This is a genomic window from Streptosporangium sp. DT93 (assembly GCF_049844535.1).
In the GTDB taxonomy this organism is placed as follows: domain Bacteria; phylum Actinomycetota; class Actinomycetes; order Streptosporangiales; family Streptosporangiaceae; genus Streptosporangium.
Window position 1 is genome coordinate 121,022 of record NZ_JBNCLF010000007.1, and the last position, 22,695, is coordinate 143,716.

Here is a 22,695-nt window from a genome sequence, read left to right on the forward strand (position 1 = left end):
GGATCAGACCTTTCCGGGGGTGGAGAAGAACTGGTCGAACTCGTCGTCGCTGGGTCCGGTCGGCTCGCCGCCGGGCTCGCCGATGTCGGCCAGGGGGACCAGGCCGGGCGCCAGGGACGCGAGCAGCTGCTTGGTGCCCTCGGGGTCGGCCTTCCACGACGTCTGCCAGTGCTCGCGGCGCGCCGGCGGCGTCTTGCCCGCGCGGATGGCGTCCTCGATGGCGCGGTCGCGGTCCTCGGTGAGCTGCCGGGCGCGGGCGGCGACGCCCTGCTCGGCGCGCTCACGCAGCTCGGCCAGCATGGTCTCGTCGATGGCGACGGTGCCCGGCGGCAGCGCGGCGGGCGCCGCGGCAACCGGCTCGGTGGTGGGCTCGGCGCGCTCGTTGAGCGCCTCGTCCACAGCGGCGAGGATGGTGGCCTCGTCAGCGTCGGCGCTCAGGCCGAGCCGCGTACGCAGGCCCTCGTCCAGAGCAGGCATGGTGACCTCTCCTTCGGTTGGGGTGGGCCCCGCGGCCGGCTCGACCGGGGGAGTCTGGGGTGCCGGGCTGGGGTCCGGCTCCGGCGGCACCACGGTGGGCGGGGCGGCCGGGTCGGCAGGCGTTGCCGGGGTGGGCTGCGGCGGCTGGGTGGGCGGCGGCGGGTTGGAGGCTTCGGGCCGGGACTCGGCGCGCGACCCGTAGCGGATGACCCGCTCCTCGGCGGCGGAGGCCGCCACCGCGGGGGCGTCGTCGTAGCGGACGACTACCCGCACCGGGTCGCCGAACGAGACGGCTTCCTCGCCGTCGCCGTCGCCGATCGTCACCGGGACGCGGGAGCGGCTGCCGGTGGCGTCGTCGATCGCGATGATCTGCATCGGGTCGAGCTCGATCGCTTCGATCCAGATGTCCCAGCCGCGCCCGTAGTCGCTGCTGTAGAAGGCGCGGCGGACGTCTTCGGTGGTGACCCCGGCGGCGATCTGGGGTGCGCGGGGGTTGGGCACGGGGTCCTCCCGGGTGGCGTGGACGGTGACGGCGATCGACTCACCCGAGATGGGCGATGGCGGGGTGGAGGCGGCGACGCCGTAGAGGGCGGCGACGTCCTGCAGGCTCTGGAGGGTGCCGATGCCGGGGGCGGCCACGCCGAGCAACGCAACCGCGGTGACGACGAACGGGTGCAGGTGCCCCATCTGGCAGCGGAAATCGAACTGGCCCTCGATGCTGCGGTCGGGGTAGGCGCTGGCGATGATCTGGCCCAGCCAGCCGGGCATGCCCGCGTAGTCGCCGACGAGGGTGCGGCCGGCTTCGGCGACGGCCAGGTTGTTGATGTAGCCGACGGCCGGGAGCCCGTCCCAGCGCAGCCCGTGCTCGTCGGGGTCGGCCTCGAGGTGGCCCAGTTTCAGCACCGGGCGGCGGACGGCCGGGCAGTCGAGGGCGGCGACGGCGGAGGCGAGGTCGCCGGTGCTGAACGTGACGGGCCCGGTGGACAGGTGCCAGGTGCCGGTGTGCATCAGCTCGACGTTCGCGACGGTCGCGAGCGGGGGTGGTGCGGGCACGGCGAGGTCAGGCACAGCGCACCTCCACGGGGCGGGGTCAGTTCCAGAGGGCGATGACGATGCCGCGGCAGCGCAGCCGCCCGTCGCAGTCGATGAAGCCGCCCGGCGCGTACGCTGCTTTCGCTTCGGCGAGGCTGTCGAACACCGTGCCGTCGAGGTCGAGGCAGGGCTTGCAGGTGTTGACGTCGAGCACTTCTGAGCTGGCGTATTCGGCTTCCGGCGCTGTATCCAGTACGGCGAACCGACCGTCCGACTGGGCGGCGCTGAGCGCCCCGCCGAGTTGCTCGCGCAGCCACGCGTCCGACAGGCCAGCGAGGTGGTCGGTCACCGCGGCGGCGACGTCCTCCCCCGAGGCGTCTGCGGTCGCCCGCCGGATTGCCTCCCGGGCCCCGGCGGAGGCGAGGTTGGAGGCGAGCAGCCCGCCCAGGGCCTGGGCCAGGGCGAGCAGGTGGGGCTCGTTGACGGGCGGCTGGTCGAGGGTGACGCCCTGCGATGCGGCCTCGCCCACCATCTGGGCGGCCGACTGCTCGGCCACCGCGACCATGGCCGCCCCCAGCAACTGGATCGCGGCGCCCGGGTCGAGCACCAGGGAGGCCAGGGCGGCGAGATCTCCGCCAGTGACGATGTCGCGGATCTGCTCGGCCAGGTCCTCCCGCCAGGCGGCGGAGACGTCGGCCCAGTCGTTGAGTAGCCCGCTGAGGGCATCGGCCCAGACCGCCTGGATGGCGTCCGGGTCCATGCCGGAGTCGGCCTCGATGAGGGTGAGTTGCCGGTGTCCGTCCTCCGATCCGGCGGCCCGCACCGACCGGGCCCGGGCCGTCCGGCGGCGCGCCTGAACGGGGGCCGGAGGCGGTTGCGGCGGAGCCGGGGTGGCCCGCTGCGGCAGTCGCCAGGCGCCGCGCACGTACGCTTCCAGCTCCGCGTCCGGCGTGATCGCGCCGCTGCTGATGAGCAGGTCGAGGGCTTCGGCGTTGACCTCGTGGCGCTGGCCGACGTCGGTGGCGACCACCCGCGGCGCCGGTTCGGTGTCGCCCCAGTTCAGGTCCACCGAGGGGACGACGGCGCCGAGGGTGGCGGTCTCGGCGAGCTCGTCGGCGACTGCCTGCAGCGACAGGAAGAACAGCTCCAGCAGGCTGTCGCCCAGGGCGCGGGACCCGTTGCGGGTGTCGCCCAGGTCGAGGAGCCCGGCGAGCGCCATCTTCGACATCTGCTGGTCGAGGTAGCGGACGAACTCCATGGCGTCCGGCACCGATCCGGTCATGCCGGTGATGGCCAGCCGGAAGCCGGGCGGCAGGCCGACGCCTGCAGTGTCGCCGGCGCGCATGGCGGAGGCGAGGCGCTGGGATTCGGCGACCTGCGCCGGAGTCGCCCCGGGCGGGGCTTCAACCGAGGGGACGCCCATCCCGAAGCGGCGGATGCTGGTGGCGTGGACGCGCCAGATTTCGTGCTTGAGCAGCCACGCGCCATACGCCGGGCGGAGCACGCTGCGGCCCGTCCAGGTCGCGCCTTCCCGCTCGTGCGCGTACCACAGCAGCCGGTCCGCGGGGATCGGGGTGCTGACGGCGTGCTCCTGGCTGATGGACTTGAGGGTGCCGTCCCGGTGGAGGTCGATCGCGCGCACCGTGTGCGGCAGCCGCTCCCCCAGGTTGATCAGCCGGGCTCGGCCGTCGCGTGCGATTTCGTAGCGGCGCTCGAACGGTGAGAACCCGTAGGTCAGCGACAGCAGCGCGAGGCGGACGTGCTCGGACCAGCGCACGCCGCGGCGGCGCGCTCCGGACGGCCCGGTGTCGGCGCCGAGGATGGGCAGGCCCAGGTCGTCGGCGACGAGCTGCACGACCTCGTCCCGGCAGCCGGCCGGGTCGACGGCCCAGGTGGCTCGGCGGATGGGCAGGGTGTAGGCGGCGAGGATCGCGGCGAGCTGCGGGTCGTGGCGCATCCGCGCGTACGTCTGGATCGACGTCGGCCACATGAGGTCGGGGATGATCTCCAGCATGTCGGCGTAGAGGTAGCCGTACAGGCCGGCGTCGAGGCCGCCGATGTCCCGGGTGGGGGCGCTGACCATCGTGGACCCCCTGCTCAATAGTTGATCGACATGAAGTCGAGGTCTCCGGAGCCGCCGGTGGCCGCCGCGTACGCCTGGCCGATCACACCGTCGTCGGCGGGCGTCCGGCGGGCGTCGGCCAGGGCGGAGGATTCGGCGGGCAGCCAGTGGGCGCCGGCCACCCGGGCGGCGTAGGCGACCACGTCGACGCAGTCGTCGTGCGTGCCGTTGGGGAAGGCCAGCAGCTCGTCCCGCCAGTCGGCGATCTCGGGCATCCGGTCCAGCGGCGGGAACCACAGCTGCCCGGAGTCGGCGCGCGCGGTCGCCGGAAGGGCTCGGGTGATCTTGTCGGCGTCGGCGTGGAGCTCCTGCACCGGCACCCCGCCCTGGGCGGCCTCGTAAACGAGGGTCGTGCCGAACATCCTGCTTTCCACGAACACCACGTCGGCCGACCAGCGCTCGCGCAAGCTCCGCACCGCGGGCCAGTGGCCGGCCGGGTCGAGGCGCTCCCGCAGCCCGTCGAGCATGACCAGGTCACCGGCCGGGCCGATGGCCCACACGGCGGCCGCGGTGTAGTCCGCACTCGTCTTCGTGCTGGCGGCCAGGTCGACGGTCAAGAACTTCCAGCAGTCGCGCAGGTCCACGATGCGGTCGCCGAGGCGCAGCCGCTGCTCGCCACCGGACACCCAGTGGCGCAGGCCGGAGCGCTTGAACAGGCCGCCGTCGGCCGGGGCCGGGCGCTGCTGGTAGAGGGCGGCCCACACGTACTCGCCGACGCTGCGGCGGATGCGCGCCCAGTCGCGTTCCCCGCGTGCGGAGATCATCGGCTCGCCGACCTGGCGGCCGAGCGGGTCGTCCGGCGATTCAGCGATGGCCGGGATCTTCACCACGCGCCACGCGCCCGGGTCCTCGGCCAGCAGCCGTCCTGCGGGGTCGTCTTCGTGCCAGCGTGTGGACACCAGCACGACCTTGGAGCCGGGGCCGAGGCGGGGGACGGCGACGGCCTGCCAGAACCGCCACGCCCGCTCCCGGTACTTCGACGACTGGGCCTCGGCCATGTCCTTGAGCGGGTCGTCCCACAGCAGCACGTCGACCGGCTTGCCGGTCAGGGCTCCGGCGACGCCGACGCAGTAGACGCCGCCCTTGCGGCCGTCGATCTGCCAGCGGCCGGCGGCCCGGGAGTCGGCGCGCAGCCGCAGGCCAAGGTCGATGGTGTCGTCGTCGCCGTTGAAGGTCGCGGCGTCGAGCTTGATGTCGGAGCCCCAGCGGCGGGCCATCTCGTCGGCGTAGGAGACGATCGCGATGCGCAGGTCAGGGTTGTCGATGAGCAGCCACTCGGCGAACCGGTGGGAGACCCGCACCGACTTGCCCTCCTGGGGGGGCATGCACACCATCAGCCGGTCGTTGCTGTGGCCGTCGGCGAGGGCGACGAGCTCGCTGTCGATGAGGTCCAGCGCCGGGGTCTGCACGGTGGTGGGGTCCAGGGCTACGGCCATCTCGCCCGGGGTGGCCCAGCGGCGCTGCTTCGGCTGGAACATGCTGGCGGCGTGGGCGAACGCGGGGTCGGCGAGCACGGTCACAGCGGCCCCCTGTCACGCGATGCGCAGCAGCCAGCCCCACGCGCCGGCCTGGATGGTGATGGTTCCGGCGCCCGCGTTGCGGGCGAACTGCGGGACGACGGTGCCGCCGGTGGCGCCGACCTCGAACGAGCCGTACAGCCGCCACGGCGTCACCGCGTTGGCTGCCGCCACGTACGCGGGCGTGTTCGACGCGGCGAACGCGGTCGTGCACCCGTTGTGCCAGGTGTCGGCCCCCACCCCGACGTGCAGGTGCAGGTTGCAGATCACGCCGGACGTTCCGGCGGCCGGCCCGTTGAGGGCGGCCGCGATGTAGCAGCCCGTCGCCGACGAGCTGTAGGTGCCGCTGAACTCGTACAGGTAGGTGCCGCCCGCGACCACGGGCAGGCCCAGGCCCGTCATGTCGGCGAGCGTGGTCGTCGTGTTGGTCAGGGCGGAGGTGACACGGCCGGTGACGATGTCCAGGACGCGCAGCGCGGCGCCGCCTGCGGTTCGGGCGGCCGGGCCGGAGGCGAGCGCGCCAAGCGCGGTGGCTCCGGCGTCCGGCGTGCCCACACTGCCCTCCGCGAGGAGGGCTGCGGTCAGGAACTGCGTCATCAGCCGACCGCCCACGCATATCCGTAGGAGCCGATCTGGAGGGTGACGGCGGACGAGGCGACCTCGGACCGGATGCGTAGCTGCAGGGTGCCTGCGGCGGAGACGTGGATGAGGCCCCACACCTCCCAGGGCATGCGGGTCGCCGTGCTGGAGGCGGTGCCGAGGACGGCGGTGTTGTAGGCGGTGACGGCGCCGAGCATCGGGATGGCGTTGGTGTGCGCGATCATCACGTTGCATATCAGGCCGTCCGAGCCGAGGGTTGGCCCGTTGACGGCCAGGCCGAGGCCGGTCGTGGACGCGGCGCTGACGTACTGGCCGGCGAAGCGGAACAGGTACTTCCGCCCGGCCTGGACGGCGAGGCCGAGGCCGGTGGCGTCGCTGAGCGCGGTGGCGTTCGAGGCGACCGTGGACGTCAGCCGCACCGGGGCAGGCCCAGCGGCCAGGAGCCGCTCGACGCCGCCGGAGTCCTCGGTGTAGAGCAGGTCGCCGGAGCGGGCCGTCAGCGCGGTGTAGCCGGACGGCGGCGCGGATGGGCTGGACTGCTGGGCCAGCTGCAGCGCGGTCAGGTGCCTGGACATCAGCCCTGCACAACAACCCTGAACTGGCCGCTGGTGGGGGCAGTGGCGAAGTTCAGGCGGACGGTGTTGGTGTCGGTACGGGACACGTCGCAGATCACCGTCTCCCGGGAGCCGCTGTTGACGAACACCTCCACCGATACGTCGTAGGTGCCGAGGTTGTGGGTCACGTCGATCTGGGTGGCGGCGTTGTCGCCGACGTTGGCGGCGACGTGCCGGGACACCACGGCGGTGTCGACGGCCACCGCGTCGGCGGCCACGCTGATGCCCGTTCCGGCGCCGACGGCCAGCACGCCGCTGGTGTAGGTGAGGCCGGCCCCGGCGGTGGAGCTGGCCAGTGCGACGTCGTCGGCGTTAACCGTGATGCCGTTGCCCGCGCCGACCGCGAGCGCGGAGCCCGCACCGCCGGTGAGACCGGCCCCGGCGGCGGCCGCGGCGATCCGGACGGCGTCGGCGGAGACCTCCAGGCCCGTCCCGGTGGCCACGTTGAACGTGCCGGCCGGGCTCTCGGCCAGGCCGTCGCCGGCGGTGTAGGAGGAGCCGCCGCCGCCGAGCTGCGACCAGGACAGCGCGTCGGTGCCGACCGTCGCGGTGTCGGCGGTCTGGATGTAGACCCGGTCGGCGTTGACGCTGCCGGAGGTGACGGTGACGGCGACGCCCTTGCCGTCGCTGCCGGCGGGCATGTCGGTGGCCCGGGCGGGGGCGCCGGTGGCGGCGACGACGTAGATGCCGTTCTCGGTCGCGCTGCTCTGGTCCTTGAGCAGGATGCGGTCGCCGGTGGTGAGGGTGACGCCGTCGATGACGTCGCCGTTTTCGTACGCGCTGGCCAGGGTGCCGCTGGTGGTGGTGGCGGCGCGGACGCTCTGCTTCCAGTTCAGGCCGCGGGCGACCTGGTCGACATACGCCTTGGTGGCCGCGTCAGTGCTCGAACTGGGGTCGGCGAGCGAGACGATCCGCTGGTTGCCGAGGTCCAGGCCGTTGAGGACCTTGCGAGTCATGAGGCTCCCTATCCGATGACGGCCTTGCCGGAGGTCGGCGCAGCGAAGGTGATCACGGTGGTGTTGAGGTCGGGATGCTCGACGTCGGTGGTGACCTCGGAGCCGTCGTCGTCGAGGACGGTCACGTGCGTGTACCGGCCCCGGTTGTGGACGATGGTCCAGGTCGCGGCGGGTACCCCGAACCGGTCGTAGACGAAGATGTCGCCACCCGCGGGCCCGGGCGGGCCCGGCGGCCCTGCGGGACCTTCCGGCCCGGCCGGTCCGGGCGGTCCGGCGGGCGGGGCGACGCGGATGGTCTGCGGGCCGGGCGGTGGACTGATCTGCAGGACGCGGACACCGGCCTGCCCGGGCGGCGAGGTGACGGGGATGACCCGGATGCCGATCACCTGGTGACCTCCAGGTCGAGCTCCACCGGCCCGGCCAGGAGGCGGGAGACCTGGCCGAGGTCGGCCGGGTCGTACAGCTCCAGGTCCCAGACGCCGCCGCGGTCCAGGGTCGCGGTGGTCGTGGCCGGGATCCGCAGGGTGATGGTGCCGGCGTCGTAGTCGACGGTGAGCAGCTGGGTGAGGTCGAGGATGATCGTGGGGGCGAGCGGCTCGGCGCGGACTTGGGCGCGGGCCTTCCAGGTGGCGGGGATCACCCAGGGCTGTTCGTCGTCGCCGACGATCTCGTAGCGCTCCTCGAACGTGGCGCCCTGCTCGACGACCAGGCGGTGAAAGCCAGCCACGGTTCTCCCTACGGCGACGGATCGGATTCAGCTGGCGTAGACGGTGCCGGGCTTGAGCAGCGGAATTTCAGGCTCGGCGGTGATGCGCACCCACACCTGGTAGAGCAGGCCCTTGGTGAGCGGCAGCGCGGTGTCGGGGCCGATGAGGATCATCGCCTTGAGCTGGCCGCCTTCGACGATCCACTGGGCGGACAGCCAATCGCCAGAGATGGGGTCTTGGCCGACCGGCAGCAGCGCCATCTCGGGTGGCAGGGATCCCAGGTCTGCGGATCCTGCGATCGGCGCTTTCAGGTACTCCTTGGACTGCCACGGGATCGTCAGCGACGGGCCCACCGCGCACCTCCCATCGCTCAGGTGGTTGGGGGGAGGGACGACCAGGTGCGGCGCAGCGGTAGCGCGGTCGCGTCGCGGTCGCGCACCTCGGCGCCCCGCAGGCTGTCGGTGACGGTGATGGTGTCGCTGATGCTCTTGGGGATGATCTCGATGTACGTCAGGCCGTCGGTGACCGTCACGGTGTCGGCCAGGCTGGCGGCGACGGATGCGGTGAGCGTGTCGGCGGCGGTGACGGAGTCGGTGATCACCGGCGTGGGCAGGGCCGTCAGATCGTCGGTGACGGTGGCGGTGTCGGTGAGGTCGACCGGGACGCCGCCGCCGAGGCCGTCCAGGGCGGTGACCGTGTCGCCGAGCGGCACGGTGACGGCGACAGCGAGCATGTCGGTGACCGTGACGGTGTCAGCGAGCGAAACCGCCCGCTGCACGGTGAGCGTGTCGGTGACCGCGACGGTGTCGGAGATGGTCTTCTCGGCGTCGCCTGACCGGGGGATGGTCCGGTCGCGGTAGCGGGCCATCAGTCGGGGGTGGTGACCGACCAGGGGTAGCTTCTGCCCGTCCCGGCGGTCTGCTTGAGGGTGACGGTCGCCGTCTGCGTGACCGGCACCGGCAGCGAGATTTTGATGGGGACGTCCTGCGCGCCCGTGAACGTGGCCAGGTAGACGACGCGTTCGGTGCCGGCACTCAGCACGTTGGCCTTGATGCGCAGCTCCAGCTCGTCGGCGGTGCCGGAGCCGTGGCTCATGGCGTTGGTGTCGACGTGCAGTGTGAAGGTCTTCGCGCCGGTCAGCGTGGTGAGCGTGTGTTCGGTGTTGACCGTCGCGGCCTGGGTGCCGGACGCGGTGATCGTCAACGACATGGCGGCCCCCTCAGTAGGTGAATCCGTAGACGGCGACCTCGACCGGTGTCGCGACGCTGCCGGTGGTTACCGCGCAGCGGGCCGCGAGCCGGACCCCGGCGGGGATGCACAGCGACAGGGGGTAGAAGTCCGGGCTCATGGGCTGCAGGTATTCGTTGGTGTCGGCGGCGACCAGGTGGTCGGGGATGATCACTGTTTCGGATCCTGAGCCGCCGACGGCGATGTCGACTGCGTAGGTGGCGGCCAGGTGGGTGTTGGTGCTGCCTTGCGCCATGACCATCAGCGCGTGGATCGGTTTGGTCGTGGACGCGGTGAGCTGCGCGTAGGAGCCTTTGACGCCTGCGGTGCCGGATGGGGTGACCGCTGTGCCGCCGGAGGAGGCGGACACGGTGCCGTAGGAGGTGATGCGGCCCGGCGTGGAGATCCCCGACTCCGGTTCCGCCATGAACGCGGTGGCAGCTGTGGGGATGACCTGGCTGGTTTGCGCGGTGGCGATCCGGGCCCGCAGCGTGGCTCCTGCGGGAACGTGCAGCGGGAAGCACAGGGAGGTGTTCAGCCGGTTTCCGCACACGATGTCGGCGGCGACGATCGTTTCGGATCCTGAGCCGCCGACGGCCAGGTCCATGATCATGGCGCGGTCTCCGGCCCCCAGGTTGGAGGAGAACATGCCGATGTTGATCCAGCCGACGGGGGCTGACAGGCCGGACAGCAGGGTGAGGTACGACCCTTTGGTGTTGGCGGAGCCCGACGAGGCGAGGTTGACCTGCGTGCCGACGGCGACCCGGGTGGGGAATGGCGGGATCGGCCACTGCATGATGATCTACCCGAACGAGACGCTGGCGGTTGCTGCCCACGTCTGACCGTTGGCCTTGGTGCCCTGGGCGATGGCCGTCTTGTGGTTGAACAGGACGGCGTTCACCGTGGCGCCGCTGGTGACGGTGGGGGTGCCGATGTCGATGCCGAATTCGGCCCACGCGAAGTTGCCGTCGGAGGCGCCGAAGGTGGCTTTCAGGGTGAGGACGCCGCCGGACGTCTGCGGGTAGGTGGCATCCAGCACCTGGAACCACCGGTTGCTGCTGCCTGCGGAGGCGGACAGGTCGGTGTCGCCGATGGCGGCGGTGCCGGCGCCGTTGCCGACGCCGATGCGGGAGCTGGTGGCGACGATCGCCTGGCCTCCGCCTGCGGTGAGGAGGGAGGTGAGGCGGGTCAGGCCGGCGGTGGTGGCGAGGTTGCCGTGGACTTCGGTGGTCAGGTACGGCTGGACGCCGGCTCGGGCGAAGTCGGCGGGGGCCGGGGTGAGTAGTCCGCTGCGGCGCTGCACCCAGCCGGTCTGGTCGGCGTCCCAGCGGTCGACCTTCCAGTGGGTGGTGGCCCGCACGGTGTCGTTGGCGGTGGGCATGTGGGGTCACCCTCCAAGCAGGTCGGGGTGGGGATGGTCAGAGGGTGAGGGCGGGCAGCAGGTCGGCGAGCACCCAGCAGGCGAGGCCGGCGGCCAGGAGGCGGGGGGCGTGGATGCCGAACGCGGCCAGCAGGAACGCGATGAGGGCGGCGACGAGGAGGATCACGGCGAGCGCCGGGGTGGGGCTGCTCATGCGGCGTCGCGGTAGGCGGTGCGCCGCTGCTCGCGGAGCCGGTCCCGCTCTTCGGGGGTGGCGGGGACGGGTTCGCCGCGGTGGATGTAGCCGTCGATGGCGGCGAGGTCGACGTAATCCCAGTAGATGACGCCCAGGACTTTCGCTTTGCGGACCTTGTAGCGGGTGCCCCAGACGCGGATGGTGGCTTCGCGGACGCCGAGGCGTTCGGAGGCTACGGCGAGGGGGACGGGGTCGCGACGCACGGGTTCACCCCCGAACGTGCGAACGCCCTCGGAGCCGGGGGCTTCGAGGGCGCAGATGATCCAACTTAAGTCGGGATATTACGCCAGGTGGCGGCGTTGCGCTAGTCGGCGATCAGCTCGGGTTCCCGCGCCGCGTTGAGGGCGGGCAGCAGGTTGGCGAGCTGGTGTTGCTGCTCGGGGGTGAGGCGGGCGGTGAGCAGGCCGTGAAGGTTGAGGATGGCGTCGCCGTTGGGGCAGGGGACGACGTCGAGGGGAAGGGGAGGGTTCATGTCCATCCCATTCTCTCAGCGAGGCGACCGGGCCGAGCCGGGCCGCCCATGAAATGCGTCTGGGGCCGACCTTATGGTCAACCCCAGATCCCAAGCCCTGCCTGGCCCCGCCGAGCCTGGCCACGCCGAGCCGAGCCATACCGTGCCCCGTCGCGCCCAGCCATGCCTATGTCCTGCCGAGTCTATGGCGTGGTCTCCAGCCGTTCCAGTCGCGCGCGCAGCTCAGCGACTTCCGCCTCGGTGCGCTCCGTCCGCTCGGTCTGGGCTGCCATGGCCTGCTCCAACCGTCGCTGACGTACGTCGAAACGGCGGTTGAAGTCCATCTGGACGGCGAACGCAGCGGCCACCGTTTCCAGAGCGCGTCGCGTGTGCTCGTCCACGTCGGCGAGGTCGACGTTGGTGGCGACACTGTGGCCTCGCTCCAGCGAGTGAGATGAACGGGCCTGATGCCGTTTGGCCAGTACGAGGTGTTCGCTGGCGGCGATGACCCGGTACCCCTGGTTCGGTACGGCGTCGAGGGCGCGCTTGTCAACCGCCTCGTACTCTTTCGCCGCCCGCCTCACGGCCATCTGGATCGGGTGCCGTTGCTTGACAGGGTCGAGGCCGAGGGCTTCACCGAGCCGTTCGTAGGTGACCACGCCACCGACGCTAGCCTTCTTGAGCTCGCTGTAGACGGTGCGCCAGCGCGCCTGACTGCCGAGGGGTGTGAAAGGCGCCACTATGCCGCCTCGATCGTGGAGGTGAACCGACCGTAGCGGGGCCGCCAGTCGCCGAGACCAATGAGGCTTCCGGCCGTGTCGGCGACCTCATGAAGTTCGGCGAGATCGAGCAGTTCGGTGTCGAGCACCCCGTTGGCCTGGCATTTCCAGGCGCGGAACTGGGGGCGGCATCGCATGATGCGCCTCATGCCGACCTTGGCTGAGGCGATGTGGCGGAAGTTTTCGTCGTTCCAGAGTCCGCTGATGGTGCGGGGGCCGTCGTAGGCGAGGGGGTTGATGTCGGTGGTGATGAAGACGCCTTCTTTGATTTTCCGGCCGCGCCTGGTCTTCGTGGCTGCGTCGAAGAGTGCCCGCCAGATGTTGTCGGCGGGCACGTAGGGGCCGATGTCACTGTCGTAATAGAGGCTGCCTGCGTGCTCCAGTCGGGCGATCTCTTCGTGGTTTTCGTCGGTCTTGCCGCGTTTCCCGGTGACGGCTTTGAGGGCTTTGGTGGCGGGGTCGAGCGGGTTGGCAAGCCGCGAGTTGTGCATGAGTAGCGTCGCCGTGCCGGTGAGCGTGATGGTGAAATCCATGAGCATCTCCTCGTAGATATGGCTGGTGCGGGCCTCCCATGGAAGACCCGCACTCCCTGCCTCGCCAGGCCGAACCTAGCCTCGCCCCGCTGAGCCCCGCCCAGTCCCGCCGCGCCGTGCATATAGCACTATATACGCGCTACTTGCTGCACATATTGCACAGGCGAATCGAGATAATCCGAGCGTATCGCCCAACAAGAGGCGGTTGATGTGTCGGCGTCGGCGCCCGTTCGCGCTCGACGCAACTCCGTCGCCGGGTTACCTTGTCCGTATGGGTAGACAACGTGAGGTGATTCGTTATGTCGGGGTGGCCGGGGTGGCGGCGTGGCTGGGTATGTCGCCGGGGACGCTGACGAAGTACCTGGGGCGGTATGCGGAGTCGCATCCGACGCCGGAGCCGGATGCGGAGACGGGTGAGGGGAAGACGGCTGTGAAGGGGTGGTTGCCTGAGCGGGAGTCGGAGTGGCGCGCGTGGGAGGCGGGCCGGCCTGGGCGGGGTGCTGGTGGGGGGCGTCCGGCGAAGGGGTAGCGGGGGGTCGTGTGGGTCTCGCCTTCGGGTGGGGCCCCTTTTCTTTGTCCGCATCACTGGACAACGTTTATCGGATGCCGTAACTTTGTCCCTGTAGCCGGACAACGTTAAGGGGAGCCCGATGGCCAGCAGCATCCAGGTCACCACCCGCGAGGCCGCCGCCGCCCACGGCGTCTCCCTCCGCACCGCCCAGCGCTGGTGCGCCACCGGCAAGCTCGCCGCCGCCAAGGACACCGCCGGCCGCTGGGTCATCACCCTCACCGCCGACGTCGCCGACTTCAAGGCCGCACAGCTCGACCGGGCGCGCGAGCTCATCGAGCAGGGCGGCATCCTCCCCACCCGCCGCCCCGGCATCTACACCGCCGTGTCGTCGGACGGCTCCGCCCGCTACCTGGTGCACCGATGCGGCTGCTCCTGTCCGTCCGGCGCCCGCGGCAAGCACCTCTGTTACCACCGGGCCGCAGTGGCCCTGGTGCAGGCCGTCGGCCGCGCCGCCTAACCCCCACCCCGCCCCTCCCGGAAGGAACCCACATGTTCGCCGAGCTGCTCAACGAGACCCGTGGATGCACCAACATCATCACCCCGGAGCCCGCCGACCCGGGCGCCGACGCCCTCCGACTGCTCCTCACCGCCCATGACGCGCTGGGCGACCTGCTGGCCCTGATGCAGGACGGCGCCCCGGACCTGAACTACGCCGAGCTGCTGTCGCGACTGGGGAACGTGGTGGGGCGCGCGGCGGACGTGGCCAAGCAGACGGCGGACACGCTGAAGGACGTCGACGGCGAGGAGTTCGCCAGCGCCCGCGAGAAGACCGCCGCCACCGTGCCGGGCATGCGGAGCGACGCGGCCTACCTCCAGGCCGCCGCCGGTCACGCCGAGGACGGCCAGGACCAGCTCGCCGCCCCTTCCCTGCCGGTCTGACGCGCGGCGGAGGACGGAACGCCGCAACCCGGCCCCCGCTGACCGGCGGGGGCCGTCAGAATCAAGCATCGACCTTGGAGAAGATCATGGATTTCGCCACGTTGACCGGCGCCGAGTTGGACGCGTACATCGACGCCGAGGTGGCGTTCGTCGAGCGCACGTGGAGGCAGCAGCTCGCGGACGGGAAGAACCCGCTGCTGTCCGCGTCCTGCTACCGGGAGTGGCGGGCGGGGGTGGTCGGGGCGTGCCGGTGCGGCGCGACCACTGCCGGGTGCCCGGTGCACGCGCCGGCCTGACCGTCCCCTGCGCTTGTCGCCCCCGCCGGATCATCGGCGGGGGCTTTCGCATGTCACCGGGACGGCGCGGTGGACTGCTCGGCGTAGGGGGACCAGCCGCATTCCTCGCACACCGCGTAGCCGCCGATGACGTGCACGGCCTGGCTGGTGGCTGCGCTGATGGTGGCGGCCTGCAGCGTGTTCTTGAGGCAGTGCGGGCACCATTCGTGGCGGACGGCGCCGACGGCTACGGCAGCCTCCTCCGACTCGGTCACGGCCGCCACTCTTCCCGCCAGCCGGGCCGATGTCGGTAGCCGTACGCGAGCAGGCGGACGGTGCGACACGGCGAGCAAGCGGGTTCGACGGGCAGCCCGCCGTCGTTGCAGGTCTTGCACACGAATCCGGTTGGCGAGTAGGGGTCCGCGGCGGCGGCGTGCTCGTCGAGCAGCAGCAGTTCGACTTCGCAGCGGGCGATTACGTCGCAGGGCGGGTTCGCGGCGATGTGGTCGCCTTCGGCTCGCCCGAGGTGGCGGAGCGCCCATTCGGAGAGGTCAGGGCTGTACCAGTTGCCGTCGAGGACTTCTTCGGCGGCGCGGGCTTTGGTGAGCTGTTCTCCGATCTGAGCGCGGAGCCACGCGATCAGGTCGGTCATGCCCGCCGCCTTCTTCCACCACTCGTTCACGGCCGCCACCACTTCCACCACGGCGCACGCGGTACGCGCAGCACAAGGTACGGCGTCTGGTTGCTGAGCTCCCAGCCCTTGTTCGGTACGTGGTGCCAGCGGCGGCCGGTCGCGTCGGTGAACCCACCTTCCCAGTTGCCGATCTGCGGGCCGGGCCATGCGCCATGGGTGATCTCGGGCGGCGTCCTGGCCTCCCATAGCGGGCACAGCCACTCACACGGCGGCTTCTTGCATAGGGGGCAGCGGTCGCGGCTCTGGTGAGTTTTCACGTCGTCTGTCAACGCGTCGAGGCGGCGCCGCAACGAGTCCTTCTCGGGGAGCCAGGAGGCTACGACTTCCAGGAGTTCGACTGTCTGGTGGAGGGATCTCTCCGCCGTGTTCACCGTGCCTCCGCCATCTGCGCGTCCCGGCACGGCCCGCACACCGGAATCTGTCGGCGGCCGACGGTGGGCGACACCCTCACGATCTCGTCGACGGCGTCGTGCTCGCAGATGCCCATGCGGTCGCGGTGGGTGGCGGCGCACAGGCAGTGGCAGGACGGCGGATCCGGCTCGATCTCACCGCGCTCGGCGGCCTCGATGCACGCCCGACCCTCCGGGCTGTCGGCAAACTCGACGAGCTGCCGCCAACCAGGCGACTCAACGAACGCCTGCATGGTGCGGGTCACCTGCTCGGCGACCGGGCGGAGCGCTTCGGTGAACGCCTGCATGCCCGCGGTGATCCGCTCGGCGAACGCGCGAGCCGCTTCGGGGGTGGGCCGGGCGGCGTCGACGATCGACGCGAGCCCGGGCAGCAGGTCGGGCTGCTGCCGCTCGTCGGCGGTCCACACTGCGGCGTCGTCGCTGCCGCCGTCCCAGGTGATGACGTCGTCGATCTGATCAAGGATGTCTCTCTGGTCATCCATCACCGTTCACCGCCTCGTCCCGGGCGGCGAGCGCACCCTTGTACGCCGCCGCGAGGTCCTGAACACCCGGGGCGCCCAACGGATACTCGAACCCCGCCTCGCGCAAGACGCGGTTCACCGCGTCCAGTTCGGCGCGGAGCCGCCGGAGTTCGGCCTCTTGCGCGGCCGGTGTCTGCATCCGTGCGACCAGAAGCATGAAAGCGTCGCGGTCGGTGGGTCGGATACCGAGTTGCCCGGCAGCCTGTGCGGCGGTGAGACGTGGCTCGGGTTCAGTGGGCATGGCGGGTCATCTCCTCGTCGGCGAGCGCCGCCACCGCGGCGGCCGCGGTGGACAGCGCAGCGAGCTGGTCGGGGGGCAGCTTCGCGACCGCGCGCTGGGCGGCCTCGAGGTCGCCCCGGTACATCCAGGCCATGGCCTCCTGGGCGACGAGGATGTGGGTGGCGTGGATCGCGGCCGCGCTGAGGTTCTCGGCCGCGGCACGGAGGTCTTTCGCCCACTGCGGCTCGTCGACGGTCATCGGCCTGCCTCCAGCCGGTAGGTGTGTCCGCCGTCGGCGGCGATGATATTCAGCCGCGGGCGACCGGCGAGGACCTCGGCGCGGAGTTCGGCGGTGACGACGGCTTCGCCACCCAGCAGGTAGGCGAGGCAGGCCAGACCGGCGTTCGCTTCACGGAGCTCGTCCTGCAGGCGGGCGATGCGCGGGTCCGGGGCGGCGAAGCCCGGCGCCGGGCGGGCGCCGGTCATCGGGTCTCCAGCTTCTTGATGCCGCCGCGGATGTTCACCAGCGCCTTGACCGGCACGCCGTCGTCGGCGTCCTCCCGAAGCGCGGCCTGGACGAACGCGGCGAGCTCGGCGAGCGTCATGCCGGCCTTCGGGTCGGAGGCCTCAGCTCGGATGGTGTGGGTGACGGTCACGCGTGTGCCTCCTGCTCTTCCGCCTGCTCGGCGAACTCCCGGTCGTGCTCAGCCTGACTCATCAGCCTTTCGCAGGACCCGCATTCGTAGTAGCCGTCGTCCTTCCTGCGGATCTGCCGCTCCTTGCATCGCGGGCAGCGGACCGGCGACCGGCGGGCGGGCGGGTCGGACTTGGTGAGGGTGCGCAGGCGCCGCTGCCAGGCGAGGGTGGCGTGGCCGAACTCGACGGAGCCAGGGTGGGCGACGATCGCGTCGAGCTCGTCGAGGAGGAACGCGATCGTCAGCCGGCGGGCATGGCCCCCGCGGGTGCGCTGCGGCCGGTTCGGGTAGCGGCGGGCGGCCCGCCAGTGGTCTTCGACTTCGACGAGGGTGCCGTAGAGCTCGTCGAGGGTGTCAGTGACCGGGCTGGGTGAGGGCGCACTGGTCTTCAGGTGGAACCCGGTTCGACCGTAGCGGGCGCCCGCGTCGCGGTGGCCGTCGACCTCAGCCTGGGCCTGGGAGGCGAGGTCGTCCAGTTCGGTGAGCGCGGCCCGGATGCGCTTCACACAGCCGGGATGCCAGACGGGGTCGCCGAGGTACGGCCGGATGGTGACCGGCGCCGGCGGGACGGGCTCGGCGGGGTACGGCAGGGGGATGCGCCAGGTGGCGAGCACGGCTTGGTGGACGGCGAGGGCGTGCTCGTAGACGGCGGTCGCCTGGTCGTAGGCGTCGACGGCGTCCCTGTACGGCTTCGAGCACGGGCCGGGGCACATGTGCGGGTGGTACGGCAAGGTCAGGATCCCCCTGTGGTCGTGGCGGGCTGAGCGAGGCGGACGGGGACGCGGATCATGTCGGCTCCCCGTCGAGGGCCCGGGCGGTGGGACAGGGCCAGTCGACGGGCAGGCCGTACTGCTCGTCGGCGCAGTGCGAACAGCATTTCCGCCGGTATCGCACGTCCCCGGTCTCGCCCTGCTCGAGGCGGGCGCCCCGGGCGAACTCAACGTCGACGGGCTGGTGGAGGTCCCGGACGCGGGTGATGGCGGCTTCGGCTTCGAGGGCGTGGCCGTTGGCGAGGCGCGCGGCGGTGGTCATGCGTTCCAGCTCGGTTTCGGCTTTCTCCGCGTCTTCGTGGGCGGAGCGGTGGAGTCCGCCGTTGACGCGGGCGATGAGACGGAGCTGTTCCAGCTCTACGCCCATCTGGCGGCAGACTTCCATCCACCGGTCCCGCTGCTCTTCGCGCTGCATGCAGCCAGAGCAGACGTCTTTCTCGGCGTTGGTCCGGAGCCGGGTGATCTCTTCGCGGAGCTGCGTGTTGTCTTGGCGCAGGACGTCGGCGTTCTGCCCCTCGAAGCGAAGCCGCTCCAGTTCGGCGGTGGGGATGAACGTGTGGTCGGTGGCGGGCGGGGTGCCGGGGATGATGCGGGTGATGTGCTCGCCGTGCTCGTCGACGGCGTGCCACTCGATGTCATCAGCCACGGTCGGCCCCGACCTTCCGCGCGGTGTCGGCGGCTTCCCGGTACGGGCAGTGGTCGCCGAAGTGCTCGGTGCCGGGTTCGGGGCAGAGGCGCTCGATGGCGGCGGCGATCCGCTCGACGAGGTCGGGCTCCTCGGCGGTGCCGGGCGGGTGTGGCGGCCGGTGGGCCGGGACGTCCTCGCGCGGGTTGAGCCGCACGGCGAGCTGGGCGCCCGGCTTGAGCCGGACCAGGACGGCGTCCTCGATCCACGCGACGTCGACCGTCCCCGCCGCCGTGGTGTGGGCGATCACGAGGGTCGGCCCGGCCGGGCTCGTGCTCTTCACGCTGTCGGCGGTGTTCCCCTGGGCCGTGGCGGGCCCGCGGCGGAGTTCGTCCTTGTGCTCCCGGTGCCAGCGCTTGCGTGCGCTGTTGCTGTCGAGGGTGGACGAGGTCTCACCGCAGGAGCACAGGGCGACACCCCGCCGGCCGGTGGTGCGGACGTAGCGGCCGCCGTTGGTGGTCCATGCGAAGGCGGCGCCTTCGCTGCTGAGGGTGTGGCCGGGGAGCCGGTTCGGGGTCACGTCGTCTCCTCGCTGTGGTGGTTGCGCGCGCCTGTGGCGGCCGTGGCGGGGTTTGCCGGGGGCGGCGGGTGTTCGTGTCCGGGGGTGGGCGGAGAAGCGCTCACAGCGGCGCGCAACCGGTCGAGGCGCTCCCAGTTCGACGGGTTACCGATGCCCGCCCCGTACTCGGAGTCGTAGGCGTCCGCGTCGCGGATCGTCGCCACCAGGTCGTCGACGGGCACGACGGCGAGGCCGTGTTCGGCGAGCGCGGCCATCAGCCGATCGGCGATGACCTGACGGCTGGTCAGCTTCGCCCACAGGCCGACACTGCGGAGGGCGGGGTTGATGCTGTTGAACACGACGGCGCGGGCGCGCTGATCAGGCGTCACGGCTGGCCTCCTGCTGGGCGATCTGCTCGGACAGCTCCCTGTCGCGCCGCCCTGCGGTGTAGCCCGCTTCGAACCCTTCGCGCCGCACCTCGTCGAGGATCTGCCTCCACGCGTAAACGCGCTCGTACGGGTTGGCCTCTGACAGGGCGGCCAGCTTCCTCAGCACGGCTTCAAGGTCAGGCATCAGGTCTCCTTCGGGCAGGTGTCGCGGGTATCGAGCCAGCGCAGGATGGTGACGGCGTTGGACAGCACCAGGTCTTCACCGGCCTCCGCGCGGGCGACGGTGTTCGGGGAGACGCCCATCTGCTGGGCGGCGGCGCGCTGCGACAGGCCGCGCGCCCGCCGCGCCTCCCGGAGGAGGAGCGGCAGCGAGGCGAGCACGTCGGCGAGTTCGGGGTAGGGCGTGAGATCAGCCACGGCGCATCACCCGCCGCGCGAGCCGAATGCGTGCTATCGACAGCAGCAACCCCAGCCGGGTGCGGGCCCGCCCGGACGCCACCCGCTCACCGCCCCGGTACGCCGCCCACCCCCACGGGCCGGAGCCGAACACCTCGACGTCGAGCCGGTCGCCCTGGAAGCCGAGCGGGGTGGCCGGGCTCCAGGTGCCGTCGTCGTTCTGCCGCGATGTGCGCGGCGGGGCCGGAGGGAGCGGACTCGCGGCGGCGGTCTCCTCGAACTCGAAGTTCTCCGCCGAGTGGCAGTCGTGAGCGCACGCCAGATCGGTGCAGCTTTGGCAGTTCTCGAACCGGCAGCGCGTCGAGATGAACTCAGGCATGGTCGTCTCCTTCGGGGGGTGGGTCATCGGCCGTTGCTTCCGCCCTGGTCGAGGATCCGCAGCAGATCGTCCGCGTACCGGGCGGCGACACCGTTCGGTGAGCACCACTGCCGGAAGTCCTCGTCGAGGAAGGTCCGGAACCGGGCCAGCGTCTCCACAGCACCGCGCGCCGCTTCCAACTCCCGCTCAGCGCGGGCCAGCTCCCGTTGCCGCTGCTGGGCGACGTCCCACCAGTAGGTGGTGGTGCCCTTCTCCGACTCGGCGGCGCGGGCGGCTTGCTCCTCGCCCTCCCGCCGCAGTTCGGCCCGGTGCTCGGCGGCGGCCCGCTCGGCGGCGGCCTTGGTCTTCTCCTCCGCCACGTCGTGGCCTTCGTAGCCGCACCGGTCGTTGCAGCAGCCAGCAACCCACAGGCCAGTCGGCTCTTGGACGACGTACACGCTGAGGACGTCAGCCACGACCGCCCCCTCCGGCGACGAGCTCGATCTGGGCGGGCACGATCGTCTCCACCCACCCCTGCCAGGACCGGCGGATCACGTCGGCTTCGGCCGAGTTGCCGAGCACCTCCAGCACCCGGCCCAAGTGAGCGTCCAACGATCCGCGGATGACGGCGGCGAGCATCGCCCCCTGGTGCTCGGCCAGCCGGACCTGCTGCTCGGCGATGCCCATGTCGTGGCACACCTTGGCGAAGCGGACGCACCGGTCACGCTCCTGCGCCTCGAGGGTGGCGAGTCCGCGCACTGCTTCGCCGGTGGCGTAGAGGCCGAGTTCGGCGTTCGCCGACCGGCTGTAGCCGATGAGGCCGGCGCCGTGGCCCGCCTCCTCCCCGAGCACCCCGGATCCGGGGCCTGGCGCGTTCTGGGCTTCCTCGACCTGGCGGCGCAGCAGTCCGGCGTACAGGTGCACGCGGGCCCAGCTCATCTGGAGCATGCCGAGCACCGCCTCCGTCGCGCTCACCGACGGCTCGGCGTGGAGGGCGGACCAGGCGGCGGACAGGGCCTCGCCCTTCGCCTTGGCCACCTCGAGCGTCGTCCCCGAGTGCGTCGGGCACGCGGCCGTCCCCCGGACGGCGAACGCGTGGCAGCGCTCGTGGCTGCGCTTCGACTTCTTCGAGCACTCCCACCGTTTGTGCTGGTCACACCAGATGGCGCCAGCGCGACGCATGAGGTCCTCGTATCCCAAGAGGTCGCTCACAGGGCGGCCTCCGGCTCGGCGGCGAGCTGGTCGTGGACGGCTGTCTCGACGGCGTCGGGAAGGTTCCACAGGCCGAGGCGCCCCTTGCAGGGCACGGGCTGCGCGAGCGGGCGGACGTTCGTCAGGCGCCAGTGGTGCTGGCCGGGGATGGCCCATAGCGAGCAGTAGCCCTCGCAGACGCCCATGTTCTCGACCTCGGCCACGGCGACGATGGCGCTGCGGATGTAGCGCGGATCGGTGGGGCGAACCCGGCTGGCCCTTCCGCTCCCCACCTCGATCTCGACGTGCAGCGGCGGGTCGTAGCAGCTCTTCTCGTCCTTGCTCGCCTGGGCGGCGGCGATGACCTGACGGTCGTACGCTCCCTCCTTCGCCCAGGCGGCTCCCGCGTGGATGGCGAGGAGGCCGGTGTGCGACGTCCCCCAGGTGCGGTTCTCGACGTCTTTGCCGCCGTGGGCGATGGCCCATGCCCAGGGCTGCTTGATGGTGATTGCTTTGATCATGCTGAGCCTCCAGGGCTGCGAGGGGCTGTAGTGGCCTGTGAGGCCCGTGTGTCGCAGGGGGCGCCCTGATACTCCATCCGCCCCCGTTCACCTGTCTGCGTTGAGCTGAGCCCCGTACGCGGATCAATGCGGGGTCTGGGGAGGATGACGATGTACGGCTGGCGGCAGGGCGGCACCCGGTAGTGGGTGCCGTATAGGGGCGTGTGCCAGTGGAGGCGGTCGCAGTGCGGGCAGTCGACGACGGCCAGCTTGCGGCCGGGTTCGTGGCCGTGGATGCCGACGGCCAACCGGGCGAGGACCCGGGTGGTGACGACGCATACGTCGGCGACCTCGTTGGCGGGGAGCCGGGTGCAGACGACCATGCAGCGCGAGCAGAGGCCGCGGCCTTCGGGTTTGCCGCAGCCGAGGCACGCGGGTTCGCATTCGGCCTGGATTTCGTCGCGGGTGGGGTCGGGGCGGGGTGTGTGGCGGGGTTGGGGGCTGGGCGCGCCGTGTAGGTCGTCGATGGGGTCGAGGTCCCACAGGAGGTCCTGGCCGGCGGGGACGAGGGTGCGGGTCATGCCTTCTCCTCGATCTGCTGAGTGAGCTGGTCGGCGAGCGCTGCGCATTCGGCGCGCAGGTGTTCGGGCACGCCGTTGAGCACCTTGCGGACGTGCACGTCGGTCTTCGTCGTGGAGTAGGCGACCGCCACGCAGCCTGCGGTGCGGCGGGTGAGGCTTCCGCCGGGCGCCTGGTCCGCGAGTTCGCGGGCGCGGTCGGCGATGGCCGCGTTGTCGGGGGTCATGGCCGCGCCCCTGCGACCCGGGTGGTGTCCTGTTCGCGGAGGAACTCGGCGAGTTCGGCCGGGGCGCGGCGCGCGGATTCGAGCCAGGCGGCTTCGGTGGTGAGGCCGTCGGCGTCGACGCAGTCGCAGGCGCAGGTGCCGGGGATGGTTTGGTCGGGGCGGGCCCAGCAGCGGAAGTGGGTGCGGCGCCGGCATGGCATGCACAC

The 22,695-nt window shown here is 71.6% G+C and carries 42 protein-coding genes; 3 read left to right on the forward strand and 39 right to left on the reverse strand.

What is annotated here, in order from left to right:
- Window positions 1–3 precede the first annotated feature (3 nt).
- The 18 genes from ACLQ2R_RS17305 to ACLQ2R_RS17390 form a co-directional block, all read right to left on the reverse strand.
- A complete protein-coding gene (locus ACLQ2R_RS17305) occupies window positions 4–1,545 on the reverse strand; it encodes a phage protease (RefSeq protein WP_425960715.1) in 1,542 nt (513 codons plus the stop codon).
- 22 nt (window positions 1,546–1,567) lie between these two features.
- The gene (locus tag ACLQ2R_RS17310) at window positions 1,568–3,592 is read right to left on the reverse strand and encodes a phage portal protein family protein (RefSeq protein ID WP_425960716.1); all 2,025 of its coding nucleotides are present in this window, start codon (window positions 3,590–3,592) and stop codon (window positions 1,568–1,570) included.
- A gap of 14 nt (window positions 3,593–3,606) precedes the next feature.
- Complete coding sequence (gene terL, locus ACLQ2R_RS17315; protein WP_425960718.1) at window positions 3,607–5,151, reverse strand: phage terminase large subunit; 1,545 nt, start codon at window positions 5,149–5,151, stop codon at window positions 3,607–3,609.
- Window positions 5,152–5,163: 12 nt separating this feature from the next.
- Complete coding sequence (locus ACLQ2R_RS17320; protein WP_425960719.1) at window positions 5,164–5,745, reverse strand: hypothetical protein; 582 nt, start codon at window positions 5,743–5,745, stop codon at window positions 5,164–5,166.
- Window positions 5,745–6,323, reverse strand: a complete 579-nt coding sequence (locus ACLQ2R_RS17325) for a hypothetical protein (RefSeq protein ID WP_425960720.1) — start codon at window positions 6,321–6,323, stop codon at window positions 5,745–5,747. The genes ACLQ2R_RS17320 and ACLQ2R_RS17325 overlap by 1 nt, the downstream gene beginning before the upstream one ends.
- The gene (locus tag ACLQ2R_RS17330) at window positions 6,323–7,318 is read right to left on the reverse strand and encodes a hypothetical protein (protein WP_425960722.1); all 996 of its coding nucleotides are present in this window, start codon (window positions 7,316–7,318) and stop codon (window positions 6,323–6,325) included. Before ACLQ2R_RS17330 ends, ACLQ2R_RS17325 begins: the two co-directional genes overlap by 1 nt.
- A gap of 8 nt (window positions 7,319–7,326) precedes the next feature.
- On the reverse strand, window positions 7,327–7,704 hold the full coding sequence (locus ACLQ2R_RS17335; RefSeq protein ID WP_425960723.1) for a hypothetical protein: 378 nt from the start codon (window positions 7,702–7,704) through the stop codon (window positions 7,327–7,329).
- Entirely contained in the window at window positions 7,701–8,045 is a 345-nt protein-coding gene (locus tag ACLQ2R_RS17340) for a hypothetical protein (RefSeq protein ID WP_425960724.1), read from the reverse strand. Before ACLQ2R_RS17340 ends, ACLQ2R_RS17335 begins: the two co-directional genes overlap by 4 nt.
- A 27-nt stretch (window positions 8,046–8,072) precedes the next feature.
- Window positions 8,073–8,378 (reverse strand): hypothetical protein, encoded by a 306-nt coding sequence (locus ACLQ2R_RS17345; RefSeq protein WP_425960725.1) that lies wholly within the window; start codon window positions 8,376–8,378, stop codon window positions 8,073–8,075.
- Window positions 8,379–8,395: 17 nt separating this feature from the next.
- Entirely contained in the window at window positions 8,396–8,893 is a 498-nt protein-coding gene (locus tag ACLQ2R_RS17350; protein WP_425960727.1) for a hypothetical protein, read from the reverse strand.
- Entirely contained in the window at window positions 8,893–9,234 is a 342-nt protein-coding gene (locus ACLQ2R_RS17355; protein WP_425960728.1) for a hypothetical protein, read from the reverse strand. Before ACLQ2R_RS17355 ends, ACLQ2R_RS17350 begins: the two co-directional genes overlap by 1 nt.
- Window positions 9,235–9,244: 10 nt before the next feature.
- Entirely contained in the window at window positions 9,245–10,048 is an 804-nt protein-coding gene (locus ACLQ2R_RS17360) for a hypothetical protein (protein WP_425960730.1), read from the reverse strand.
- A gap of 6 nt (window positions 10,049–10,054) precedes the next feature.
- Complete coding sequence (locus ACLQ2R_RS17365) at window positions 10,055–10,633, reverse strand: hypothetical protein (protein ID WP_425960731.1); 579 nt, start codon at window positions 10,631–10,633, stop codon at window positions 10,055–10,057.
- A 37-nt stretch (window positions 10,634–10,670) separates the two neighbouring features.
- Window positions 10,671–10,826 carry a hypothetical protein gene (locus tag ACLQ2R_RS17370; RefSeq protein WP_425960733.1) on the reverse strand — a complete coding sequence of 52 codons (156 nt, stop codon included), beginning with the start codon at window positions 10,824–10,826 and terminating at the stop codon, window positions 10,671–10,673.
- Entirely contained in the window at window positions 10,823–11,071 is a 249-nt protein-coding gene (locus tag ACLQ2R_RS17375; RefSeq protein WP_425960735.1) for a hypothetical protein, read from the reverse strand. The genes ACLQ2R_RS17370 and ACLQ2R_RS17375 overlap by 4 nt, the downstream gene beginning before the upstream one ends.
- Window positions 11,072–11,172: 101 nt before the next feature.
- Window positions 11,173–11,340 (reverse strand): hypothetical protein, encoded by a 168-nt coding sequence (locus ACLQ2R_RS17380; protein ID WP_425960737.1) that lies wholly within the window; start codon window positions 11,338–11,340, stop codon window positions 11,173–11,175.
- A gap of 182 nt (window positions 11,341–11,522) precedes the next feature.
- Complete coding sequence (locus ACLQ2R_RS17385; RefSeq protein ID WP_425960738.1) at window positions 11,523–11,978, reverse strand: hypothetical protein; 456 nt, start codon at window positions 11,976–11,978, stop codon at window positions 11,523–11,525.
- An 80-nt stretch (window positions 11,979–12,058) separates the two neighbouring features.
- The gene (locus tag ACLQ2R_RS17390; protein ID WP_425960740.1) at window positions 12,059–12,631 is read right to left on the reverse strand and encodes a hypothetical protein; all 573 of its coding nucleotides are present in this window, start codon (window positions 12,629–12,631) and stop codon (window positions 12,059–12,061) included.
- Between the two features lie 650 nt (window positions 12,632–13,281).
- On the opposite strand from ACLQ2R_RS17390, the gene ACLQ2R_RS17395 reads away from it, so the two are divergent.
- The 3 genes from ACLQ2R_RS17395 to ACLQ2R_RS17405 all read left to right on the forward strand — a co-directional run bounded on the left by ACLQ2R_RS17395 (window position 13,282) and on the right by ACLQ2R_RS17405 (window position 14,377).
- Window positions 13,282–13,659 (forward strand): helix-turn-helix domain-containing protein, encoded by a 378-nt coding sequence (locus ACLQ2R_RS17395; protein ID WP_425960742.1) that lies wholly within the window; start codon window positions 13,282–13,284, stop codon window positions 13,657–13,659.
- Window positions 13,660–13,691: 32 nt separating this feature from the next.
- A complete protein-coding gene (locus ACLQ2R_RS17400) occupies window positions 13,692–14,081 on the forward strand; it encodes a hypothetical protein (RefSeq protein ID WP_425960744.1) in 390 nt (129 codons plus the stop codon).
- Window positions 14,082–14,167: 86 nt separating this feature from the next.
- Window positions 14,168–14,377 carry a hypothetical protein gene (locus ACLQ2R_RS17405; protein WP_425960745.1) on the forward strand — a complete coding sequence of 70 codons (210 nt, stop codon included), beginning with the start codon at window positions 14,168–14,170 and terminating at the stop codon, window positions 14,375–14,377.
- Between the two features lie 53 nt (window positions 14,378–14,430).
- Here the strand turns inward: ACLQ2R_RS17405 and ACLQ2R_RS17410 are convergent, their stop codons facing one another.
- The 21 genes from ACLQ2R_RS17410 to ACLQ2R_RS17510 all read right to left on the reverse strand — a co-directional run bounded on the left by ACLQ2R_RS17410 (window position 14,431) and on the right by ACLQ2R_RS17510 (window position 22,695).
- Entirely contained in the window at window positions 14,431–14,631 is a 201-nt protein-coding gene (locus ACLQ2R_RS17410; protein WP_425960747.1) for a hypothetical protein, read from the reverse strand.
- Window positions 14,628–15,059 carry a DUF6221 family protein gene (locus ACLQ2R_RS17415; RefSeq protein WP_425960749.1) on the reverse strand — a complete coding sequence of 144 codons (432 nt, stop codon included), beginning with the start codon at window positions 15,057–15,059 and terminating at the stop codon, window positions 14,628–14,630. The genes ACLQ2R_RS17410 and ACLQ2R_RS17415 overlap by 4 nt, the downstream gene beginning before the upstream one ends.
- Window positions 15,035–15,421 (reverse strand): hypothetical protein, encoded by a 387-nt coding sequence (locus tag ACLQ2R_RS17420; RefSeq protein WP_425960751.1) that lies wholly within the window; start codon window positions 15,419–15,421, stop codon window positions 15,035–15,037. The genes ACLQ2R_RS17415 and ACLQ2R_RS17420 overlap by 25 nt, the downstream gene beginning before the upstream one ends.
- Window positions 15,418–15,945: a hypothetical protein gene (locus tag ACLQ2R_RS17425; protein ID WP_425960752.1), complete on the reverse strand. Its 528-nt coding sequence runs from the start codon at window positions 15,943–15,945 to the stop codon at window positions 15,418–15,420. The genes ACLQ2R_RS17420 and ACLQ2R_RS17425 overlap by 4 nt, the downstream gene beginning before the upstream one ends.
- Window positions 15,935–16,222: a hypothetical protein gene (locus tag ACLQ2R_RS17430; RefSeq protein ID WP_425960753.1), complete on the reverse strand. Its 288-nt coding sequence runs from the start codon at window positions 16,220–16,222 to the stop codon at window positions 15,935–15,937. Before ACLQ2R_RS17430 ends, ACLQ2R_RS17425 begins: the two co-directional genes overlap by 11 nt.
- Window positions 16,212–16,460 (reverse strand): hypothetical protein, encoded by a 249-nt coding sequence (locus tag ACLQ2R_RS17435; protein WP_425960755.1) that lies wholly within the window; start codon window positions 16,458–16,460, stop codon window positions 16,212–16,214. Before ACLQ2R_RS17435 ends, ACLQ2R_RS17430 begins: the two co-directional genes overlap by 11 nt.
- Window positions 16,457–16,687, reverse strand: coding sequence for a hypothetical protein (locus ACLQ2R_RS17440; protein ID WP_425960757.1), 231 nt, complete (start codon window positions 16,685–16,687; stop codon window positions 16,457–16,459). Before ACLQ2R_RS17440 ends, ACLQ2R_RS17435 begins: the two co-directional genes overlap by 4 nt.
- Window positions 16,684–16,857: a hypothetical protein gene (locus ACLQ2R_RS17445; protein WP_344888456.1), complete on the reverse strand. Its 174-nt coding sequence runs from the start codon at window positions 16,855–16,857 to the stop codon at window positions 16,684–16,686. The genes ACLQ2R_RS17440 and ACLQ2R_RS17445 overlap by 4 nt, the downstream gene beginning before the upstream one ends.
- The gene (locus ACLQ2R_RS17450) at window positions 16,854–17,609 is read right to left on the reverse strand and encodes a hypothetical protein (RefSeq protein WP_425960759.1); all 756 of its coding nucleotides are present in this window, start codon (window positions 17,607–17,609) and stop codon (window positions 16,854–16,856) included. The genes ACLQ2R_RS17445 and ACLQ2R_RS17450 overlap by 4 nt, the downstream gene beginning before the upstream one ends.
- 73 nt (window positions 17,610–17,682) lie before the next feature.
- Window positions 17,683–18,312 carry a hypothetical protein gene (locus ACLQ2R_RS17455; RefSeq protein WP_425960760.1) on the reverse strand — a complete coding sequence of 210 codons (630 nt, stop codon included), beginning with the start codon at window positions 18,310–18,312 and terminating at the stop codon, window positions 17,683–17,685.
- A complete protein-coding gene (locus tag ACLQ2R_RS17460; protein ID WP_425960762.1) occupies window positions 18,305–18,871 on the reverse strand; it encodes a hypothetical protein in 567 nt (188 codons plus the stop codon). Before ACLQ2R_RS17460 ends, ACLQ2R_RS17455 begins: the two co-directional genes overlap by 8 nt.
- Window positions 18,868–19,239 carry a hypothetical protein gene (locus tag ACLQ2R_RS17465; RefSeq protein ID WP_425960764.1) on the reverse strand — a complete coding sequence of 124 codons (372 nt, stop codon included), beginning with the start codon at window positions 19,237–19,239 and terminating at the stop codon, window positions 18,868–18,870. Before ACLQ2R_RS17465 ends, ACLQ2R_RS17460 begins: the two co-directional genes overlap by 4 nt.
- Window positions 19,229–19,423 (reverse strand): hypothetical protein, encoded by a 195-nt coding sequence (locus ACLQ2R_RS17470; protein WP_425960765.1) that lies wholly within the window; start codon window positions 19,421–19,423, stop codon window positions 19,229–19,231. Before ACLQ2R_RS17470 ends, ACLQ2R_RS17465 begins: the two co-directional genes overlap by 11 nt.
- A complete protein-coding gene (locus tag ACLQ2R_RS17475) occupies window positions 19,423–19,656 on the reverse strand; it encodes a helix-turn-helix domain-containing protein (RefSeq protein ID WP_425960767.1) in 234 nt (77 codons plus the stop codon). Before ACLQ2R_RS17475 ends, ACLQ2R_RS17470 begins: the two co-directional genes overlap by 1 nt.
- The gene (locus ACLQ2R_RS17480) at window positions 19,649–20,014 is read right to left on the reverse strand and encodes a hypothetical protein (protein ID WP_425960769.1); all 366 of its coding nucleotides are present in this window, start codon (window positions 20,012–20,014) and stop codon (window positions 19,649–19,651) included. The genes ACLQ2R_RS17475 and ACLQ2R_RS17480 overlap by 8 nt, the downstream gene beginning before the upstream one ends.
- A 23-nt stretch (window positions 20,015–20,037) precedes the next feature.
- Window positions 20,038–20,469 carry a hypothetical protein gene (locus tag ACLQ2R_RS17485; protein WP_425960771.1) on the reverse strand — a complete coding sequence of 144 codons (432 nt, stop codon included), beginning with the start codon at window positions 20,467–20,469 and terminating at the stop codon, window positions 20,038–20,040.
- Window positions 20,462–21,175, reverse strand: coding sequence for a hypothetical protein (locus ACLQ2R_RS17490; RefSeq protein ID WP_425960773.1), 714 nt, complete (start codon window positions 21,173–21,175; stop codon window positions 20,462–20,464). Before ACLQ2R_RS17490 ends, ACLQ2R_RS17485 begins: the two co-directional genes overlap by 8 nt.
- A gap of 26 nt (window positions 21,176–21,201) precedes the next feature.
- Complete coding sequence (locus ACLQ2R_RS17495) at window positions 21,202–21,705, reverse strand: hypothetical protein (RefSeq protein WP_425960774.1); 504 nt, start codon at window positions 21,703–21,705, stop codon at window positions 21,202–21,204.
- On the reverse strand, window positions 21,702–22,265 hold the full coding sequence (locus ACLQ2R_RS17500) for a hypothetical protein (protein WP_425960776.1): 564 nt from the start codon (window positions 22,263–22,265) through the stop codon (window positions 21,702–21,704). Before ACLQ2R_RS17500 ends, ACLQ2R_RS17495 begins: the two co-directional genes overlap by 4 nt.
- Window positions 22,262–22,489 (reverse strand): hypothetical protein, encoded by a 228-nt coding sequence (locus tag ACLQ2R_RS17505; protein WP_425960778.1) that lies wholly within the window; start codon window positions 22,487–22,489, stop codon window positions 22,262–22,264. Before ACLQ2R_RS17505 ends, ACLQ2R_RS17500 begins: the two co-directional genes overlap by 4 nt.
- Window positions 22,486–22,695 (reverse strand): hypothetical protein, encoded by a 210-nt coding sequence (locus ACLQ2R_RS17510; protein WP_425960780.1) that lies wholly within the window; start codon window positions 22,693–22,695, stop codon window positions 22,486–22,488. The genes ACLQ2R_RS17505 and ACLQ2R_RS17510 overlap by 4 nt, the downstream gene beginning before the upstream one ends.

What these genes read in the sequence shown, in the direction of transcription:
- ACLQ2R_RS17310 (WP_425960716.1), bottom strand. Translation starts at nt 3,592, where the DNA reads ATGGTCAGCGCCCCCACCCGGGACATCGGCGGCCTCGACGCCGGCCTG.
- ACLQ2R_RS17320 (WP_425960719.1), bottom strand. Translation starts at nt 5,745, where the DNA reads ATGACGCAGTTCCTGACCGCAGCCCTCCTCGCGGAGGGCAGTGTGGGC.
- ACLQ2R_RS17325 (WP_425960720.1), bottom strand. Translation starts at nt 6,323, where the DNA reads ATGTCCAGGCACCTGACCGCGCTGCAGCTGGCCCAGCAGTCCAGCCCA.
- ACLQ2R_RS17330 (WP_425960722.1), bottom strand. Translation starts at nt 7,318, where the DNA reads ATGACTCGCAAGGTCCTCAACGGCCTGGACCTCGGCAACCAGCGGATC.
- ACLQ2R_RS17350 (WP_425960727.1), bottom strand. Translation starts at nt 8,893, where the DNA reads ATGGCCCGCTACCGCGACCGGACCATCCCCCGGTCAGGCGACGCCGAG.
- ACLQ2R_RS17355 (WP_425960728.1), bottom strand. Translation starts at nt 9,234, where the DNA reads ATGTCGTTGACGATCACCGCGTCCGGCACCCAGGCCGCGACGGTCAAC.
- ACLQ2R_RS17360 (WP_425960730.1), bottom strand. Translation starts at nt 10,048, where the DNA reads ATGCAGTGGCCGATCCCGCCATTCCCCACCCGGGTCGCCGTCGGCACG.
- ACLQ2R_RS17365 (WP_425960731.1), bottom strand. Translation starts at nt 10,633, where the DNA reads ATGCCCACCGCCAACGACACCGTGCGGGCCACCACCCACTGGAAGGTC.
- ACLQ2R_RS17370 (WP_425960733.1), bottom strand. Translation starts at nt 10,826, where the DNA reads ATGAGCAGCCCCACCCCGGCGCTCGCCGTGATCCTCCTCGTCGCCGCC.
- ACLQ2R_RS17380 (WP_425960737.1), bottom strand. Translation starts at nt 11,340, where the DNA reads ATGAACCCTCCCCTTCCCCTCGACGTCGTCCCCTGCCCCAACGGCGAC.
- ACLQ2R_RS17390 (WP_425960740.1), bottom strand. Translation starts at nt 12,631, where the DNA reads ATGGATTTCACCATCACGCTCACCGGCACGGCGACGCTACTCATGCAC.
- ACLQ2R_RS17395 (WP_425960742.1), top strand. Translation starts at nt 13,282, where the DNA reads ATGGCCAGCAGCATCCAGGTCACCACCCGCGAGGCCGCCGCCGCCCAC.
- ACLQ2R_RS17400 (WP_425960744.1), top strand. Translation starts at nt 13,692, where the DNA reads ATGTTCGCCGAGCTGCTCAACGAGACCCGTGGATGCACCAACATCATC.
- ACLQ2R_RS17405 (WP_425960745.1), top strand. Translation starts at nt 14,168, where the DNA reads ATGGATTTCGCCACGTTGACCGGCGCCGAGTTGGACGCGTACATCGAC.
- ACLQ2R_RS17430 (WP_425960753.1), bottom strand. Translation starts at nt 16,222, where the DNA reads ATGCCCACTGAACCCGAGCCACGTCTCACCGCCGCACAGGCTGCCGGG.
- ACLQ2R_RS17435 (WP_425960755.1), bottom strand. Translation starts at nt 16,460, where the DNA reads ATGACCGTCGACGAGCCGCAGTGGGCGAAAGACCTCCGTGCCGCGGCC.
- ACLQ2R_RS17440 (WP_425960757.1), bottom strand. Translation starts at nt 16,687, where the DNA reads ATGACCGGCGCCCGCCCGGCGCCGGGCTTCGCCGCCCCGGACCCGCGC.
- ACLQ2R_RS17450 (WP_425960759.1), bottom strand. Translation starts at nt 17,609, where the DNA reads ATGTGCCCCGGCCCGTGCTCGAAGCCGTACAGGGACGCCGTCGACGCC.
- ACLQ2R_RS17470 (WP_425960765.1), bottom strand. Translation starts at nt 19,423, where the DNA reads ATGCCTGACCTTGAAGCCGTGCTGAGGAAGCTGGCCGCCCTGTCAGAG.
- ACLQ2R_RS17480 (WP_425960769.1), bottom strand. Translation starts at nt 20,014, where the DNA reads ATGCCTGAGTTCATCTCGACGCGCTGCCGGTTCGAGAACTGCCAAAGC.
- ACLQ2R_RS17490 (WP_425960773.1), bottom strand. Translation starts at nt 21,175, where the DNA reads ATGCGTCGCGCTGGCGCCATCTGGTGTGACCAGCACAAACGGTGGGAG.
- ACLQ2R_RS17495 (WP_425960774.1), bottom strand. Translation starts at nt 21,705, where the DNA reads ATGATCAAAGCAATCACCATCAAGCAGCCCTGGGCATGGGCCATCGCC.
- ACLQ2R_RS17500 (WP_425960776.1), bottom strand. Translation starts at nt 22,265, where the DNA reads ATGACCCGCACCCTCGTCCCCGCCGGCCAGGACCTCCTGTGGGACCTC.
- ACLQ2R_RS17505 (WP_425960778.1), bottom strand. Translation starts at nt 22,489, where the DNA reads ATGACCCCCGACAACGCGGCCATCGCCGACCGCGCCCGCGAACTCGCG.